This is a genomic window from Hafnia alvei, assembly GCF_900095695.1.
Taxonomy (GTDB): domain Bacteria; phylum Pseudomonadota; class Gammaproteobacteria; order Enterobacterales; family Enterobacteriaceae; genus Hafnia; species Hafnia alvei_B.
In genome coordinates this window covers 31,606-47,606 of record NZ_FMIQ01000037.1, presented here as the reverse complement: position 1 = coordinate 47,606, position 16,001 = coordinate 31,606, and the positions used below count along the sequence as shown (strand labels likewise).

The window sequence follows — 16,001 nt, the reverse complement described above, 5'->3', positions numbered from 1 at the left end:
GGAGTCGGGAACGACTCTACGATGGTGCGATTAAGCCCAGAGTTTGCAGCGAAGGAACCTGCGCAGCAGGCTGGTAGGTGGTGTGGTGCAGAGCCGGGTCACTAGGGGGCGGCGGCGAGCCCCCTAGTCCGGACGCTTGCTGGTTCACACAGTAAAACAACAATGTCTGTTAGCGTTCGGAATAACTCACTGAACCTAAATAATGACTTAACTTACCGGAGCTTTATCCATGCCTGAACAATCCGCCTCGGTCCGCTGGCAGCTATGGATTGTCGCTTTTGGCTTTTTCATGCAAACGCTGGATACCACCATCGTCAACACGGCGTTGCCCGCAATGGCCGCAAGCCTTGGGGAAAGCCCGCTGCGCATGCAGTCGGTGGTGGTGGCCTATGTACTCACCGTGGCGGTGATGTTACCCGCCAGCGGCTGGCTAGCCGACCGCGTGGGCGTGAAACGTGTTTTCTTCAGCGCAATTATTTTGTTTACGCTGGGCTCTCTGTTTTGTGCTCAGGCTGAAACCCTAAACCAACTGCTGATGGCTCGCGTGCTGCAAGGTATTGGCGGCGCCATGATGGTGCCGGTTGGGCGTTTAACCGTGATGAAAATTGTGCCACGTAGCCAATATATGGCGGCGATGACCTTCGTTACGCTCCCCGGCCAAATTGGCCCACTGGTTGGCCCTGCACTAGGCGGATTTCTAGTGCAATATGCCAGTTGGCACTGGATATTTTTAATCAACTTACCCGTGGGTATTATCGGCGCCATAGCAACGCTGTGGCTGATGCCCAATTACAGTATGCAAACGCGGCGTTTTGATATCAGGGGATTTGTCATGCTCGCCGTTGGGATGGCAACGCTGACGCTGGCGCTCGATGGTCATAAAGGGCTTGGGCTTGAGACCAACATGATTTACGGCCTGATATTGTCCGGCGGTATTGCTCTAGCCAGTTACTATTGGCACGCCAAACGCAGCGATGCCCCGCTGTTTAGCCTCGAACTGCTCAAAACCAAAACATTCTCTCTCGGGCTGAGCGGCAGTTTTCTCGGGCGGATCGGCAGCGGAATGCTGCCATTTATGACGCCGATTTTCCTGCAAATCGGTATGGGATTTTCGCCGTTTCACGCAGGGCTGATGATGATCCCGATGATTATCGGCAGTATGGGCATGAAGCGTATCGTGGTGCGGGTGGTGAATCAGTTTGGCTATCGTCGGGTATTGGTCGGAGCCACGTTGGCGTTAGCGGTGGTGAGTTTGGCGCTGCCGTTTACCGCAATGTATATCAGCCTCTGGGCTATTCCGCTGGTGCTGTTCTTTCAAGGCATGATTAACGCCATGCGTTTTTCATCAATGAATACGCTCACGCTGAAAGATTTACCCGATGAACTCGCCAGCAGCGGCAACAGTTTACTGTCGATGATCATGCAACTTTCTATGAGCTTGGGCGTAAGCGTAGCGGGTCTCCTGCTCGGCATGTTCTCACATCATCAAATCATCGCTAATAGCCTAGAGATCCATCAGGCATTTTTATTCACCTATGTCTGCATTGCCCTGATTATTGCCCTACCCGCGCTGGTATTTTTACGCGTCCCGGACGACACGTTGGAAAACAGCACTCTTGAGCGCACAGCGCGCCGCCGCAAGGAGGAACCATGAAGCTCGGTATCACAGGCAAGCTGTTTCTTGCCATTTTCTCCACCTGCATTCTGGTGTTGATCACCATGCACTGGGGCGTGCGTCTAAGCTTCGAGCGCGGCTTTATCGACTACATCAAACACGGCAATGAACAGCGAGTGCGGCTGCTGGCCTCTGAGTTAGAAGAGCGCTATGCGCAGGCCGGAAGCTGGCGCTTTCTTCGCCATAACGACCGTGTGATTTTTCAGATCATGCATAACATTGAGCAAAGCAACGAAGGCAACGATACGCTGCCTCCGCACGGCTGGCGTACGCCGTTTTGGGTGATTGATAGCAAAAATCGCAAAATGGTTGGGCCGCCTGGCGAGATACCCACCGAAGGCACACGCCAACCGGTGACGTATCAAGGAAGCACGGTGGGATGGGTGGTCACGACACCGCCGGAGCGGTTGACGCGGAATACCGATATCAACTTCGATTTACAGCAACGGCGCACCAGCTGGCTGATTGTGGCACTGGCGACGCTGCTGGCGGCGGGCGTTACCTGGGCGCTATCACGCAGTATGCTCGCCCCGGTTAAACGCTTAGTCGACGCCATGCATCGGCTCGCCGCCGGTAATTTTTCTACCCGCGTTGAAGTGGAATCACGTGACGAATTGGGCAAGCTGGCACAAGACTTCAACCAGCTTGCCATCACGCTGGAAAAAAATGAGCATATTCGCCGCGCGCTCATGGCCGACGTTTCCCATGAGCTACGCACGCCGCTGGCGGTGCTGCGGGGTGAATTAGAAGCGATGCAAGACGGCGTTCGTCAAATGACGCAGGATTCGTTGGCCTCGTTGCAGGCCGAAGTGAGCACGTTAACCAAACTGGTCAACGATCTGCATCAGCTCTCTATGTCTGACGCAGGCGCCCTCGCCTACCGCAAAGAGCACATTGACGTCATTCATCTAGTACAAATCGCCGCTAGCGCATTCCACGATCGCTTCGCAATGAAAAACATTGTGCTTTCGCTCGACCTGCCCGAAAAAGCCTGTGTGTTTGGCGATCCTGACCGCTTGTTACAGCTGTTCAATAATTTATTCGAAAATAGCCTGCGTTATACTGATGGCAACGGGCAACTCAAGGTACAAGGACAAATCCGCGATACCTATTTGCAGCTTTATTGGCACGACAGCGCCCCCGGCGTGACCGATGACCAACTCAAGAAAATATTTGAACGTTTTTATCGCGCAGAAGGCTCGCGCAACCGCGCCAGCGGCGGCTCCGGTTTAGGATTATCTATCTGCCAAAATATAGTAGAAGCACACGGCGGACAAATGACCGCAGAGCACTCACCGCTGGGAGGCTTAACCGTCAGCCTGCAGTTGCCGCTTGATACAGAGAGCTAAGAGGAAGGTAATGGGTATGAACAGTATTGCTGGAATCATGGACGTTGACCCCGCAGGACAACGCGTGTTGATCGTCGAAGATGAACCCAAGCTAGGACAACTGCTGATCGACTATCTAACCGCAGGCGGATATCAGCCCCACTTGCTAGCAGATGGAAATCAGGTATTGCCCTATGTCCATCAAACGCCACCGGATTTAATTCTGCTGGACTTAATGCTGCCCGGCACCGATGGTCTAACGCTGTGCCGCGAAATCCGTCGCTTCTCTGATGTGCCGATTGTGATGGTAACGGCGAAAATTGAAGAAATAGACCGCCTGCTGGGGCTGGAAATTGGCGCCGATGACTATATCTGCAAGCCCTACAGCCCGCGTGAAGTCGTGGCGCGCGTCAAAACCATTTTACGTCGCTGCGTACGCCAAAATGAAGCGAACGCCGAACCGGTTCTGATCATCGATGAAAACCGCTATCAGGCCAGTTTTAAAGATCAGCTGCTAGATTTAACGCCGGCTGAATTTCGGCTATTGAAAACGCTGGCGACACAGCCCGGCACCGTGCTTTCGCGCGAGCAACTGCTCAATCATCTATACGATGATTATCGCGTCGTCACCGACCGCACCGTCGATAGCCACATTAAAAACTTACGCCGTAAGTTGGAGCAGCTCGAAAACGGCGAGCCGTTTATTCGCTCGGTTTACGGCATCGGTTATCGCTGGGAAGGCGCACCGTGTAAAGTGCTGTAAAATCGCCATCACCGCTCCCGTGCCTGCCGCGGGAGCGCCCTTTCTTATCTTCCTCCAATCAGGTAAATGCCTGCAAATATCCAGCCATTGTCTATACTTATCCTGATTTATTCAGCGTAAACGGCATCCATCTCACTCTCATTGACGCAGTTAATCACTGCAAAACTTATCCGTCATTATTCACGTTGCGAGCGCGGCTAACGCTGACGCAGCTTAAAGTATGGCGGGGATAGATTTAGGAGATACCCATGGCAATCGGCTATTACGAAATCAAAAAAGCGAAGAACGGACAGTTCCACTTCAATCTAAAAGCCAGCAATGGAGAGATTATTCTTTCCAGCGAAATGTATGCCAGTAAGGCATCTGCTGACAACGGCATCGCATCGGTACAGTCAAACTCCCCCGATGAAGCGCAGTTTGAGATCAAAAACAGCAGCAGCGATCAGCCCTATTTCATTCTCAAAGCAAAGAATCATCAGGTGATCGGCACCAGTGAAATGTATAGCTCTGAGAGCGCCGCACGAAAAGGGATCCAGTCGGTGGTGAAAAACGGCGCAACGACGGATATCAGAGATTTGACGCACGGGTGATTATCTTGCGGGGGCAACCCAATGCCCCCACATTCATTGTGCTCCCTCGCCGAACCCTCTATAATGCCCGCCTTCACTGTACCTACAGGTACAGACTGACTTGTGATCAGACCTTTAAAGAGAAATACAAACCTATGTTTACTCCGGAATTACTCTCTCCGGCCGGTACGCTGAAAAACATGCGCTATGCGTTCGCCTATGGCGCTGATGCTGTTTATGCCGGTCAACCTCGTTACAGCCTGCGTGTTCGCAACAACGAATTCAACCATGAGAACCTCGCCCTCGGCATCAATGAAGCACATGCGCTGGGTAAAAAATTCTACGTGGTGGTGAATATCGCGCCGCACAATGCCAAATTGAAAACCTTCCTACGTGACCTCAAACCGGTTATCGAAATGGGGCCGGACGCGCTGATTATGTCCGATCCGGGATTGATTTCCATGGTGCGCGAAGCCTTCCCTGAGATGGCAATTCATCTTTCAGTACAGGCAAACGCGGTTAACTGGGCGACGGTAAAATTCTGGAAGCAAATGGGGCTGACCCGCGTGATCCTGTCGCGCGAGCTTTCTCTGGAAGAAATTGAAGAAATTCGCCAGCAGGTTCCTGATATGGAGCTTGAAATCTTTGTGCATGGCGCACTGTGCATGGCCTATTCTGGCCGCTGCCTGCTTTCCGGCTATATCAACAAGCGTGACCCTAATCAGGGCACCTGCACCAACGCCTGCCGTTGGGAATATAAAGTTCAGGAAGGCAAAGAAGATACCGTCGGCAATATCGTTCACGTTCATGAACCGATCCCTGTTACCGAAGTCCCCGCTGAGCCAACGCTGGGTATCGGCGCACCGACCGATAAAGTCTTTATGTTAGAAGAAGCGATGCGCCCGGGCGAATACATGAGCGCATTCGAAGACGAGCACGGCACCTACATCATGAACTCCAAGGACCTGCGTGCGATTCAGCACGTTGAGCGACTGACCCAAATGGGCGTTCATTCATTGAAAATTGAAGGTCGTACTAAGTCCTTCTACTACGTCGCTCGTACCGCTCAGGTATACCGCCGCGCGATTGATGACGCAGTGGCGGGTAAACCGCTCGACCCAACGTTGCTCACCACGCTGGAAGCATTAGCGCACCGTGGCTATACCGAAGGTTTCCTGCGTCGCCACGTGCACGAAGATCAACAGAACTACGACTATGGCTATTCTGTATCCGATCGCCAGCAGTTTGTTGGCGAACTGACAGGAGCACGCCGCGAGGGTTATGCCGAAGTCTTGGTGAAGAATAAGTTCTCATTAGGCGACAGCGTTGAAATGATGACGCCAAAAGGCAACGTGCAGTTCACGCTTGAAGCGATGCAAAACAAGAAAGGCGAGCCAACTCAAGTCGCGCCGGGAGACGGGCATATTGTCTATATCCCTGTTCCTGAAGATTTGGATCTTGAATTCGCGCTATTGATGCGTAATTTGGCAGGCACCGATACGCGCAATCCGCATACACCAGCGTAATTCGGCCCGCTAAACGCCTAGGCGTAGCTTATTTCTTATAAGCTGCGCTTTTTTTTATCTCTTTTTGTACTTAATATTCCGAATATAAGATTAAGATCACACTTAAACTTATCGTATATAGATATTATTGAGTGGCAAAAAGATATAACGAAAAAGCAATACTAGGAACCACCTCCTTGCCAGCCCAATCTCCCTTGGGCTGGTTTTCTTTTTTACTCAACGTTTTATAATCCCCTAAGTCAACTATTTAAATTCGTTAATCTTTCTATTCCTTATTTACTCACCACCGCACAGAAAAATACCTGCCCTTTTACAATCAATATGTTACATGATAGTTACTTTGGTAAATTAATTTATTTTTCAGATTATCGCATCCGATATCTAGATAATTTTAAATAACCTAGAAATCAGGAAATGGCTTATTAAGCTTTTAATTAATCATTTTACTTAATTAAAGTTAATTTTATATTTAATCAATTCATTTATTCCTTTCAACTGAAACCTTTCAGCGTCATTTATTACGTTATATTTCCCGATGAGAGCGGTTTCATTAATATTCATTGATGAATGCAATTCATACAGGTAAAACAGGATGAATATCTATGTTATAACAATGTAAGAATTAGTATTTTTACCCCTTCAGGAGAAAACACATGCATCAATTACACTCCGCGTTAGTTATCTTGAACGGCAAAGGCGCCGGCAATCAGGACGTACGTGAAGCGATTGACGGGTTGCGCACCGCGGGAAATACCCTGCATGTACGCGTGACGTGGGAACATGGTGACGCTAAACGCTATGTGGCGGAGGCCGTAGAGCTCGGCGTCGAAACGATTGTGGCCGGCGGCGGCGATGGCACCATTAACGAAGTGTCTGATGCGCTGAGCCAACACAGTGAATCCTCCCGCCCTGTCTTAGCCGTGTTACCGCTTGGCACAGCCAATGATTTTGCTACCGCCTGTTTAATTCCTGAAGAACCTCAGGCGGCGCTACAACTCGCTTTGCAAGGGCGCGCAGTAGCGATCGACTTTGCCCGCATCAACGATAAACGCGTTTTTATCAATATGGCGACCGGCGGATTCGGCACCAAAATCACTACCGAAACGCCTGAGAAATTAAAATCCATTCTCGGTGGGGCCTCTTATTTCCTACATGGGATTCTGCGAATGGATACGCTCAAGGCTGATTTTTGCCAGATTTCCGGCCCTGATTTCCATTGGGAAGGCAATGCGCTGGTGGTTGCCATCGGCAATGGCCGTCAAGCAGGTGGTGGGCAGCCGTTGTGCCCCGAGGCCTTAATCAATGATGGAAAACTGGATCTGCGCGTTTTAACCTCTGATGAGCTGCTGCCCGCGCTGCTAGAAAGCCTGCTCAAAGGCGAAAGCAATAAAAACGTCATTGAGGCCTCGTTGCCGTGGTTAGAAATTACCTCACCTCATGAAATGACGCTCAATCTGGACGGCGAGCCCTTGAGCGCCAAGCATTTTCGCATTGAAATCGAACCCGATGCCATCAGCCTGCGTCTGCCGCCAAACTGCCCACTGATTGGCTAATAAGGCCGTAAAAAGCCCTAATTTTCTCTAATTTTCACCCTGCCCTTCCCTATTTAGGAGGGGCACTCTCTACGCACCTTTCATTTTTCTTCCTCAGCTAAAACCGTGATCTCATCGGGCAAATTTCGATCATTATACTTGTATGGTAGTTATGTCAGGTTTATGTTTCCGTCATCATTAAGGTCACATTCCAAGCAGAGAAAAATCCGCGCTAAGGAAATTCAACGATGAAGATTGTTAAAGCTAAAGTATTTGTTACCTGTCCAGGACGTAATTTTGTCACGCTGAAAATCACCACCGACGACGGGCTAACCGGCATCGGAGACGCAACGCTTAACGGGCGTGAATTGCCGGTGGCTTCCTATTTACAAGATCACGTTTGCCCACAGCTGATCGGACGCGACGCGCATAGGATCGAAGATATTTGGCAGTTTTTCTATAAGGGCGCTTATTGGCGTCGCGGCCCCGTCACGATGTCAGCCATTTCTGCCGTTGATATGGCGTTATGGGATATCAAAGCCAAAGCCGCCAACATGCCGTTGTATCAACTGCTCGGCGGCGCATCCCGCGAAGGTGTGATGGTTTACTGCCACACCACCGGCCACTCGCTGGATGACGTGTTGGAAGATTACGCCAAACACAAAGAGCTGGGCTTTAAAGCTATTCGCGTGCAGTGCGGCGTACCAGGTATGAAAACCACCTATGGGATGTCCAAAGGCAAAGGTCTGGCCTATGAACCTGCCACCAAGGGCAATTGGCCAGAAGAGCAGCTATGGTCAACGGAAAAATATCTCGATTTTACCCCGAAGTTATTCGCCGCCGTCCGCGACCGTTTTGGCTTTGACGAACATCTGCTGCACGACATGCATCACCGCCTCACGCCGATCGAAGCCGCACGTTTTGGCAAGAGCATTGAAGACTACCGTCTGTTCTGGATGGAAGATCCAACGCCTGCGGAAAATCAGGAATGCTTCCGTTTGATCCGCCAGCACACGGTTACGCCCATCGCCGTGGGTGAAGTATTCAACAGCATCTGGGACTGTAAACAGCTGATTGAAGAACAGCTGATAGATTATATTCGCACCACCATTACCCATGCGGGCGGCATCACCGGTATGCGCCGTATTGCTGATTTTGCCGCGTTGTATCAGGTTCGCACCGGCTCTCACGGCCCTTCCGATCTCTCTCCAATTTGCATGGCTGCCGCGCTGCATTTTGATCTGTGGGTGCCTAATTTTGGCGTTCAGGAATACATGGGCTATTCCGAGCAAATGCTGGAAGTGTTCCCACACAGCTGGACCTTCGATAACGGCTACATGCATCCGGGTGACAAACCTGGGCTAGGTATCGAATTCGATGAAAAACTTGCGGCTAAATATCCGTATGAGCCTGCCTATTTGCCCGTTGCGCGCCTCGAAGATGGCACGTTGTGGAATTGGTAACTGAGAGGAATTTCCAATGAAAAGCATCGTTATTCAACAACCAGAAAAGCTGGTGATTGAGGATCGCCCGATCCCACAACCACCAACGGGTGAAGTCAGAGTTCGCGTGCGTCGCGCGGGGATCTGCGGCTCAGACGTGCATATTTTCCGTGGGCATAACCCTTTCGCCAAGTATCCACGCGTTATTGGTCATGAGTTCTTCGGCATCATCGATGCCGTGGGGGAAGGCGTAGACGCCAGCCGACGAGGAGAACGCGTGGTTATCGATCCCGTTGTCAGCTGCGGCCATTGCTACCCTTGCTCCATTGGCCGGCCAAATGTTTGCACCGAGTTGCAGGTTATCGGCGTACACCGCGACGGTGGGTTCAGTGAATATGCCTGTGCGCCTGCGCGCAATGCTTATGTCGTCCCCGATAGCATTCCTGAAGCAGAAGCGACCATGATTGAGCCCTTTACCATTGCCGCTAATATTTGTGCTCAGCTCAAACCACAGCCCAACGATGTGGCCTTGGTATACGGTGCGGGGCCAATGGGCCTAACCGTGATTCAAGCGTTACGCGGCGTGTATGGCGTATCTACCATTATTGTCGCCGACCGTATTTCTGAGCGTTTGCAAATGGCACAGACGAACGGTGCCGATCGCATCATCGACAATACCCATCTCGATTTAGCGGAAGTATTAAAGCAGGAGGGCATTCGCCCGACGCTTATCGTTGACGCAGCCTGCCACCCTTCAATATTGCCTCAGGCTATTGCGCTGGCCTCTCCCGCCGCACGCATTGGCATTATGGGATTCTCTTCCGATCCTTGCGTGCTCAACCAGCAAAGCATTACCAGTAAGGAAATCTCAATCTTCAGCTCGCGTCTCAACAGCGCGCGTTTTCCTCAGGTTATTGAATGGATGAAGGAAAAGAAAATCCATCCAGAAAAGCTGATCACCCATAGCTTTCCACTTGAGCGCGTTACCGATGCGCTCGTTCTGTTCGAACAAGATCAGAAAACCTGTTGCAAGGTGCTTTTAGATTTTAACGAATAGATTTTAGTGAATAGATTTTAGCGAATAATTTTTATCCAAAAGAATGGAATACACGTGTGTCTGCCACAAATGGGCAGACGCACACCCAACAACATAATGATAAAAGTACCGCGTGGGGTAGTTATGGCTAAGAATTTACGTTGGACTATCGTGTTTCTGCTGTTTTTAGTCTACATGATCAACTATTTAGATCGTGTTGCACTGTCAATTACGTTACCGATGATCGAGCAAGACTTATCGCTCAATGCTGAACAGTTCGGCATTATTTTTGGCAGTTTTTTCTTCGGTTACGCCATCTTCAATTTCATCGGCGGCCTCGCCGTCGACAAGTTTGGCCCGCTAGTCGTGCTCGGCGTTGCGGTGGGGCTTTGGTCAATTTTCTGCGGTTTTACCGCGCTGGCCTCCGGCTTTTATTCCATGCTGATCCTGCGCGTGTTGTTCGGTATGGCCGAAGGCCCTATTTGCTCCTCGGCCAACAAAATGATTAACGGCTGGTTTCCACGCAAGCAAGCGGCAACCGCTATGGGCTTACTGAGCGCCGGTTCTCCGCTCGGCGGCGCTGTTGCGGGGCCTATCGTGGGATATTTAGCCTTAGCTTTCGGTTGGCGTCCTGCGTTTATGATTATCTGCGCCATCGGCATTGTCTGGATGCTGATCTGGTTCTTTATCGCTTCAGATTCGCCGGAAAAAAACCGCCATGTCAGCCAGGAAGAACGTGCACTGATCGCTCAGCAAAAAAGTGAAGAGTTGAACACGGACAACAACCAGCAGCCGGGTCATTCGCTGATGTTTTACATGAAGCAGCCCATCATTCTGGCCACCGCGTTTGCTTTCTTTTGCTACAACTACATTCTGTTTTTCTTTCTCAGCTGGTTTCCGTCCTATCTGGTTCAGGCCCACGGTCTCAATATCAAAGAGATGAGCATCACCACGGTCATTCCTTGGATCGTTGGTTTTATTGGTCTAGCCTTGGGCGGCATTATCTCTGATTGGATATTCCGCCTCACCGGCAAGCTGCTGCTGTCGCGCAAAATTGTACTGGTGGTTTGTCTATTGGCCGCCGCAATCTGCGTCGCGCTGGCGGGCACGGTCAGCCAAGTGGTTCCTGCGGTGATCCTGATGTCGGTGTCTATTTTCTTCCTCTATGTCACCGGATCGATTTACTGGGCGATCATTCAAGACGTGGTGCATAAATCACGTATCGGTGGCGCCAGCGGTTTTATTCATCTGGTGGGTAGCGTGTCAGGAATTGTCGGGCCAATCGTGACCGGTTTTATTGTGCAAAACACCGGTAAATTCGACAGCGCCTTTATCTTGGCTGGCGGCGTGGCAGCGCTGGGCGCGCTGCTGGTGTTCTTCGTTATTCGTCCGGCAGCTTCTACGCCCGCGGTAATGAACCACGTTTAACCTTGCCGGAAAATGCGGCCAATTTATCTCTGTCAGACTTAATGGACATATTGATGAAAAACGACTTACTTCATGCGAACGCTATCGTTCCCAACTATTCTCGCGAACAGTTGAAAACCCGCATCGTTCATCTCGGGTTCGGGGCTTTTCAACGCGCTCATCAGGCCGTTTATGCCGACCAATTAGCCGCCGACCACCAGAGCGATTGGGGCTATGGCGAAGTTAACCTTATCGGCGGCGAGCAACAGATCCTCGATTTACGCCACCAGCAAAATCTCTTCAGCGTAGCGGAAATGTCGGCGCAAAACTGGCAGTGCCGCGTCGTGGGAATTGTGCGAGAGGCGTTGCATATTCAGCTTGATGGATTGGATCGGGTTATGGATATGCTTTGCCAGCCGGACGTAGCTATTGTCTCCCTAACGATTACGGAGAAAGGCTATTGTCACTATCCCGCCAGCGGCATGCTTAATCTTGAGCACCCGCTGATTGCGCACGATATTCAACATCCGCAGCAACCACAGTCGGCAGCGGGCGTTATCGTTGCGGCTCTGGCTCAACGGCGCGAGCTGGGCCTACCTGCATTCACGGTAATGTCATGCGATAACATGCCAGAGAATGGGCATGTTACCCACAACGTTATCTGCGGGTTGGCGGCGGCGCAGTCGCCGGAACTGGCTAAATGGATCGAGCAAAACGTCACCTTTCCTTCCACCATGGTCGATCGCATTGTTCCTGCCGTCACCGCTGAAACGCTCGATCAAATCGCACTGCAACTCGGCGTACGCGATCCCGCGGGCGTCGCCTGCGAACCCTTCAGGCAATGGGTTATTGAAGACAATTTTGTCGCCGGTCGCCCTGCTTGGGAACGCGTTGGTGCAGAACTGGTAAGCAACGTGTTGCCTTATGAAGAGATGAAGCTGCGCATGCTGAACGGCAGTCATTCGTTTTTAGCCTATTTAGGCTATCTAGCGGGCTATGCACACATTAATGACTGCATGCAGGATGAAAACTATCGCCATGCTGCACGGGCGCTGATGCTGAATGAACAAGCAGCCACGCTCAGCGTTCCCAACGTGGATTTGCAGGCATACGCCGATTCGCTTATCACTCGTTATTCAAACACGGCACTCAAACACCGCACGTGGCAAATTGCGATGGACGGCAGCCAAAAGCTTCCTCAGCGAATGCTCGACTCTGTACGCTGGCATCTCGCACGCGGCTCCCGCTTTGAACTTCTTGCGTTGGGCATCGCAGGCTGGATGCGCTATGTCGGCGGCATTGATGAACGCGGGCAGCATATCGAGATTAGCGATCCGCTGCGGGTTGATATTCAGCGCTGCGTACAAAACTCAGCGGAAGGATGTGAAAGAGTGTCAGCATTGCTTTCACTCGAGGCCATATTTGGCGCTGATTTACCTCAGGATCCCGCGTTTGTGCAGGCGATAAACGCCGCGTATGCCATGCTATTAGAACGGGGAGCAAAGAACAGCGTTGCCCACACGTTGAAATCAACGGCGTGTTAATTTCTTGGCCCGCTCTGGCGGGCCTTACTTAACGGTATTGCTCTCGGCCCATCGTCAGGATCACAAGATTTAGGCAAACTTATGCCTGAATGCTGTTAAAATGCGGATACTTTTATAAAAACTCAACGATCCCATACGTATGTCGATGTCTACACCTCAGCAGAATTACGACCTAAATGGCACTGTTCCAGTGAATCAGCAAATCTATCGCTATCTGCGTAAAGACATTGTTGAATGCACCATTCCTCCCGGTACGCTGCTTTCAGAGAAAGAGATCTCGACACGGTTTAACGTTTCACGCCAACCGGTACGCGAAGCATTTATTAAACTGGCGGAAAATGGATTAGTACAGATCCTGCCGCAGCGCGGAACCTTTGTGCAGAAAATATCGGTTAAGCGCGTGGCTGACGGGCGTTTTATTCGCTGCGCTATTGAATGCAGCATTGCACGGCGTGCCGCAGAACTGGCAACACCAAGCCAACTACTGCTGCTCGAACACAGTATTAGCCGTCAAAAACTGGCCGCTCAGCATCAACAAACCAGCGAGTTCTTAGCCTTGGACGATCGGTTCCACCAGTTACTGACCGATATTGCTGACTGCCCTCTAGCTTGGGAAACCATTGAGAACATCAAGGCAACGATGGACCGAGTGCGTTTTCTCACCTTAAGCAAAGTTTCACCGCCGGAAAGCCTGATCAGCCAGCACGAAAAAATCTATCAGGCGATCGCCAAAAGTGACGCCGACGCCGCAGAAGAGGCCGTACTTGCTCATCTACAGCAGATGATTCACACCATCACGCCGATTGAGCAGCAAAACAAAGACTGGTTCGAGTAACGTTTACACATTGCCGTCCTGTCAGGCTGACGGCGGCAAGTCTCACTTTTTCTCCCTTCATCTAGAGCGGGTGCAATAAAGCATGTATTGTACCGGCTGGCTGTAAGCAAACCGCTAATATCTTGTTAAGTAATTTCACTCATTGCTCTAGGTTATTTGCCTGAGCCAAGACGGGAGTTCACCATGACTGATATCGCTAAGTTGTTAGGTAAAGAAGCCGATTCACTGCTCCAACATCGCTGTACCACCCTACCCGCAGAACAGTTTTATCTCCCCGGAGCAGACTTTGTTGACCGCGTGATGATCGACAATAACCGCTCGCCGCGTGTGCTGACCGCCATGCAGAATCTGTACAATACCGGTCGTTTAGCCGGAACAGGCTATTTGTCGATTCTGCCAGTCGATCAGGGCGTTGAGCACTCAGCCGGTGCATCTTTCGCAGCAAACCCGCTCTACTTTGATCCTAAAAACATCGTTGAACTGGCGCTTGAAGCGGGCTGCAACTGCGTGGCTTCAACCTATGGCGTTCTGGCTTCCGTATCGCGCCGCTATGCGCATAAAATTCCGTTCCTCGTTAAGCTTAACCATAACGAAACCCTGAGCTACCCCACTCAATATGATCAAACGCTTTATGCCAGCGTCGAACAGGCCTTCAATATGGGCGCGCAGGCCGTGGGTGCCACGATTTACTTCGGTTCCATTGAGTCTCGCCGCCAGATAGAAGAGATTTCTGCCGCCTTTGAGCGTGCGCATGAGCTGGGGATGGTTACCGTGCTGTGGGCCTATCTGCGTAATCCAGCGTTCAAAAAAGATGGCGTCGACTATCATGCCAGCGTCGATTTAACCGGGCAGGCAAACCATCTGGCCGCCACTATTGGCGCTGATATCGTGAAGCAAAAAATGGCGGAGAATAATGGCGGCTATAAAGCGGTGAATTTCGGTTATACCGATGAACGCGTCTACAGCAAACTCACCACCGACAACCCGATTGATCTCGTTCGTTATCAACTCGCTAACTGTTATATGGGTCGTGCAGGGCTGATTAACTCCGGTGGTGCCGCCGGGGAAAACGATATGTCTGAGTCCGTGCGCACCGCGGTGATTAATAAAAGAGCCGGTGGTATGGGATTGATATTAGGCCGTAAAGCCTTTAAGAAATCGATGAAAGACGGCATTGCGTTAATCAACGCCGTACAGGATGTTTACTTAGATAAGAGCGTCACTATCGCCTAGCGGTAAAACGATGGGCTTTTACAAGCCCATCAACCTTCTTCTTTGACTTCACTTTTTAGAGATTCTGGTATCTCTTTCTTTAAACGCTCCAGCATCGCTGAAAATACCGGATTATGCGTGGAGGAGCGGTTATAAATCATATAAAACGTTACCCGCGGCATAGCAAAATCTGTTTTTAACACTTGTACATTAAAATTACCGGCGAAACGCTGCATTAAACCGATAGGGATCCCCCCAACAGTGTCGGTATTTTCCACTACGCTCATAATCGTTAGCATTGAGTTACTTGAGAAAACGGTATTTCGGCTACCCAGCGCGTCATTAATTGCGATCTTCCCTGCCACTATTTCAGGGTCATCAACGTTAAATGCGGTAAATTTTTCCTGCGCAGCCAATTCACGAGTCAGTACCCCGTTTAATCGCGGATGGTCCTTACGGCAAACAAATAAAAGCTCTGTTTCAGCACAGGGAACACACACCGTTGAAAAACTGGTGTAAGGGCTGGTGCTGAAAATAATATCCGCCTTGCGAAAACTCAGCAGCTCTTCGGTTTTAACCGATTCCGTGTAGCCACTATGATGGACAATTTCATAGTCAACGCCGTCATTGTGCAGGCCTTGCAGCACCGCAGGCAGCAATGCCATTCCCATAAACGGCGGTGAGTAAACGACAAACTTCTTCTTCAAGTCATTCTCGGATGAAACGCTAACCACGCGGCCAAGCTGCTCCATACTCTGCGTCAGCTGTTCATGCAAATTAGTCGCCACTGTGGTAGCCGAAATGCCCTTTCCTTCACGAATAAACAGCGGGTCGTTAAAATGACTGCGTAATTTCTGCAAGGACTGGCTAACGGCGGAAGGCGTCATTCCCATAGATGAGGCAGCCAAACTCACACTCGAATGGGTATACACCATTTCAAAAACAGTCAGTAAATTTAGGTCAAAAACTTTTATTTTGCCCAAAGCATTGCGTTCGGTATATCCGCTCATAGATAGTGCGCTCATGTTTATATAAAAAATATATGAAACAATATCGATTAATAATCACAATAGATCCATAAACCATCACTACATTACTTATTAAGTAATTATAATCAATAAAAATAAGCAGA

At 50.5% G+C, this 16,001-nt stretch carries 13 protein-coding genes; 12 read left to right on the top strand and 1 reads right to left on the bottom strand.

Annotation, left to right across the window (positions count from 1 at the left end):
- Positions 1–229 precede the first annotated feature (229 nt).
- From BN1044_RS10595 to fbaB, 12 genes are all read left to right on the top strand, one after another.
- On the top strand, positions 230–1,654 hold the full coding sequence (locus BN1044_RS10595; protein WP_072308635.1) for an MFS transporter: 1,425 nt from the start codon (positions 230–232) through the stop codon (positions 1,652–1,654).
- Entirely contained in the window at positions 1,651–3,024 is a 1,374-nt protein-coding gene (gene baeS / locus BN1044_RS10590; RefSeq protein WP_072308634.1) for an envelope stress sensor histidine kinase BaeS, read from the top strand. The genes BN1044_RS10595 and baeS overlap by 4 nt, the downstream gene beginning before the upstream one ends.
- 37 nt (positions 3,025–3,061) lie before the next feature.
- Entirely contained in the window at positions 3,062–3,766 is a 705-nt protein-coding gene (baeR, locus tag BN1044_RS10585) for an envelope stress response regulator BaeR (protein ID WP_038502970.1), read from the top strand.
- 248 nt (positions 3,767–4,014) lie between these two features.
- A complete protein-coding gene (locus BN1044_RS10580; protein ID WP_072308633.1) occupies positions 4,015–4,356 on the top strand; it encodes a YegP family protein in 342 nt (113 codons plus the stop codon).
- Positions 4,357–4,490: 134 nt separating this feature from the next.
- Positions 4,491–5,861, top strand: a complete 1,371-nt coding sequence (gene trhP, locus BN1044_RS10575) for a prephenate-dependent tRNA uridine(34) hydroxylase TrhP (protein ID WP_072308632.1) — start codon at positions 4,491–4,493, stop codon at positions 5,859–5,861.
- A 653-nt stretch (positions 5,862–6,514) separates the two neighbouring features.
- Positions 6,515–7,414, top strand: a complete 900-nt coding sequence (yegS, locus tag BN1044_RS10570) for a lipid kinase YegS (RefSeq protein ID WP_046457200.1) — start codon at positions 6,515–6,517, stop codon at positions 7,412–7,414.
- Between the two features lie 227 nt (positions 7,415–7,641).
- Complete coding sequence (gene rspA, locus BN1044_RS10565; protein WP_072308631.1) at positions 7,642–8,856, top strand: starvation-sensing protein RspA; 1,215 nt, start codon at positions 7,642–7,644, stop codon at positions 8,854–8,856.
- Positions 8,857–8,872: 16 nt separating this feature from the next.
- Entirely contained in the window at positions 8,873–9,892 is a 1,020-nt protein-coding gene (locus BN1044_RS10560) for a Zn-dependent oxidoreductase (protein ID WP_072308630.1), read from the top strand.
- A 123-nt stretch (positions 9,893–10,015) separates the two neighbouring features.
- Positions 10,016–11,299, top strand: coding sequence for an MFS transporter (locus BN1044_RS10555; protein WP_072308629.1), 1,284 nt, complete (start codon positions 10,016–10,018; stop codon positions 11,297–11,299).
- Positions 11,300–11,352: 53 nt separating this feature from the next.
- On the top strand, positions 11,353–12,822 hold the full coding sequence (locus BN1044_RS10550) for a mannitol dehydrogenase family protein (RefSeq protein ID WP_072308628.1): 1,470 nt from the start codon (positions 11,353–11,355) through the stop codon (positions 12,820–12,822).
- A gap of 139 nt (positions 12,823–12,961) precedes the next feature.
- A complete protein-coding gene (locus tag BN1044_RS10545) occupies positions 12,962–13,657 on the top strand; it encodes a GntR family transcriptional regulator (RefSeq protein WP_072308627.1) in 696 nt (231 codons plus the stop codon).
- A gap of 183 nt (positions 13,658–13,840) precedes the next feature.
- Positions 13,841–14,890, top strand: a complete 1,050-nt coding sequence (fbaB, locus tag BN1044_RS10540; protein WP_072308626.1) for a class I fructose-bisphosphate aldolase — start codon at positions 13,841–13,843, stop codon at positions 14,888–14,890.
- A gap of 29 nt (positions 14,891–14,919) precedes the next feature.
- Here the strand turns inward: fbaB and BN1044_RS10535 are convergent, their stop codons facing one another.
- The gene (locus tag BN1044_RS10535; protein ID WP_072308625.1) at positions 14,920–15,879 is read right to left on the bottom strand and encodes a LysR substrate-binding domain-containing protein; all 960 of its coding nucleotides are present in this window, start codon (positions 15,877–15,879) and stop codon (positions 14,920–14,922) included.
- Between the last annotated feature and the right edge of the window lie 122 nt (positions 15,880–16,001).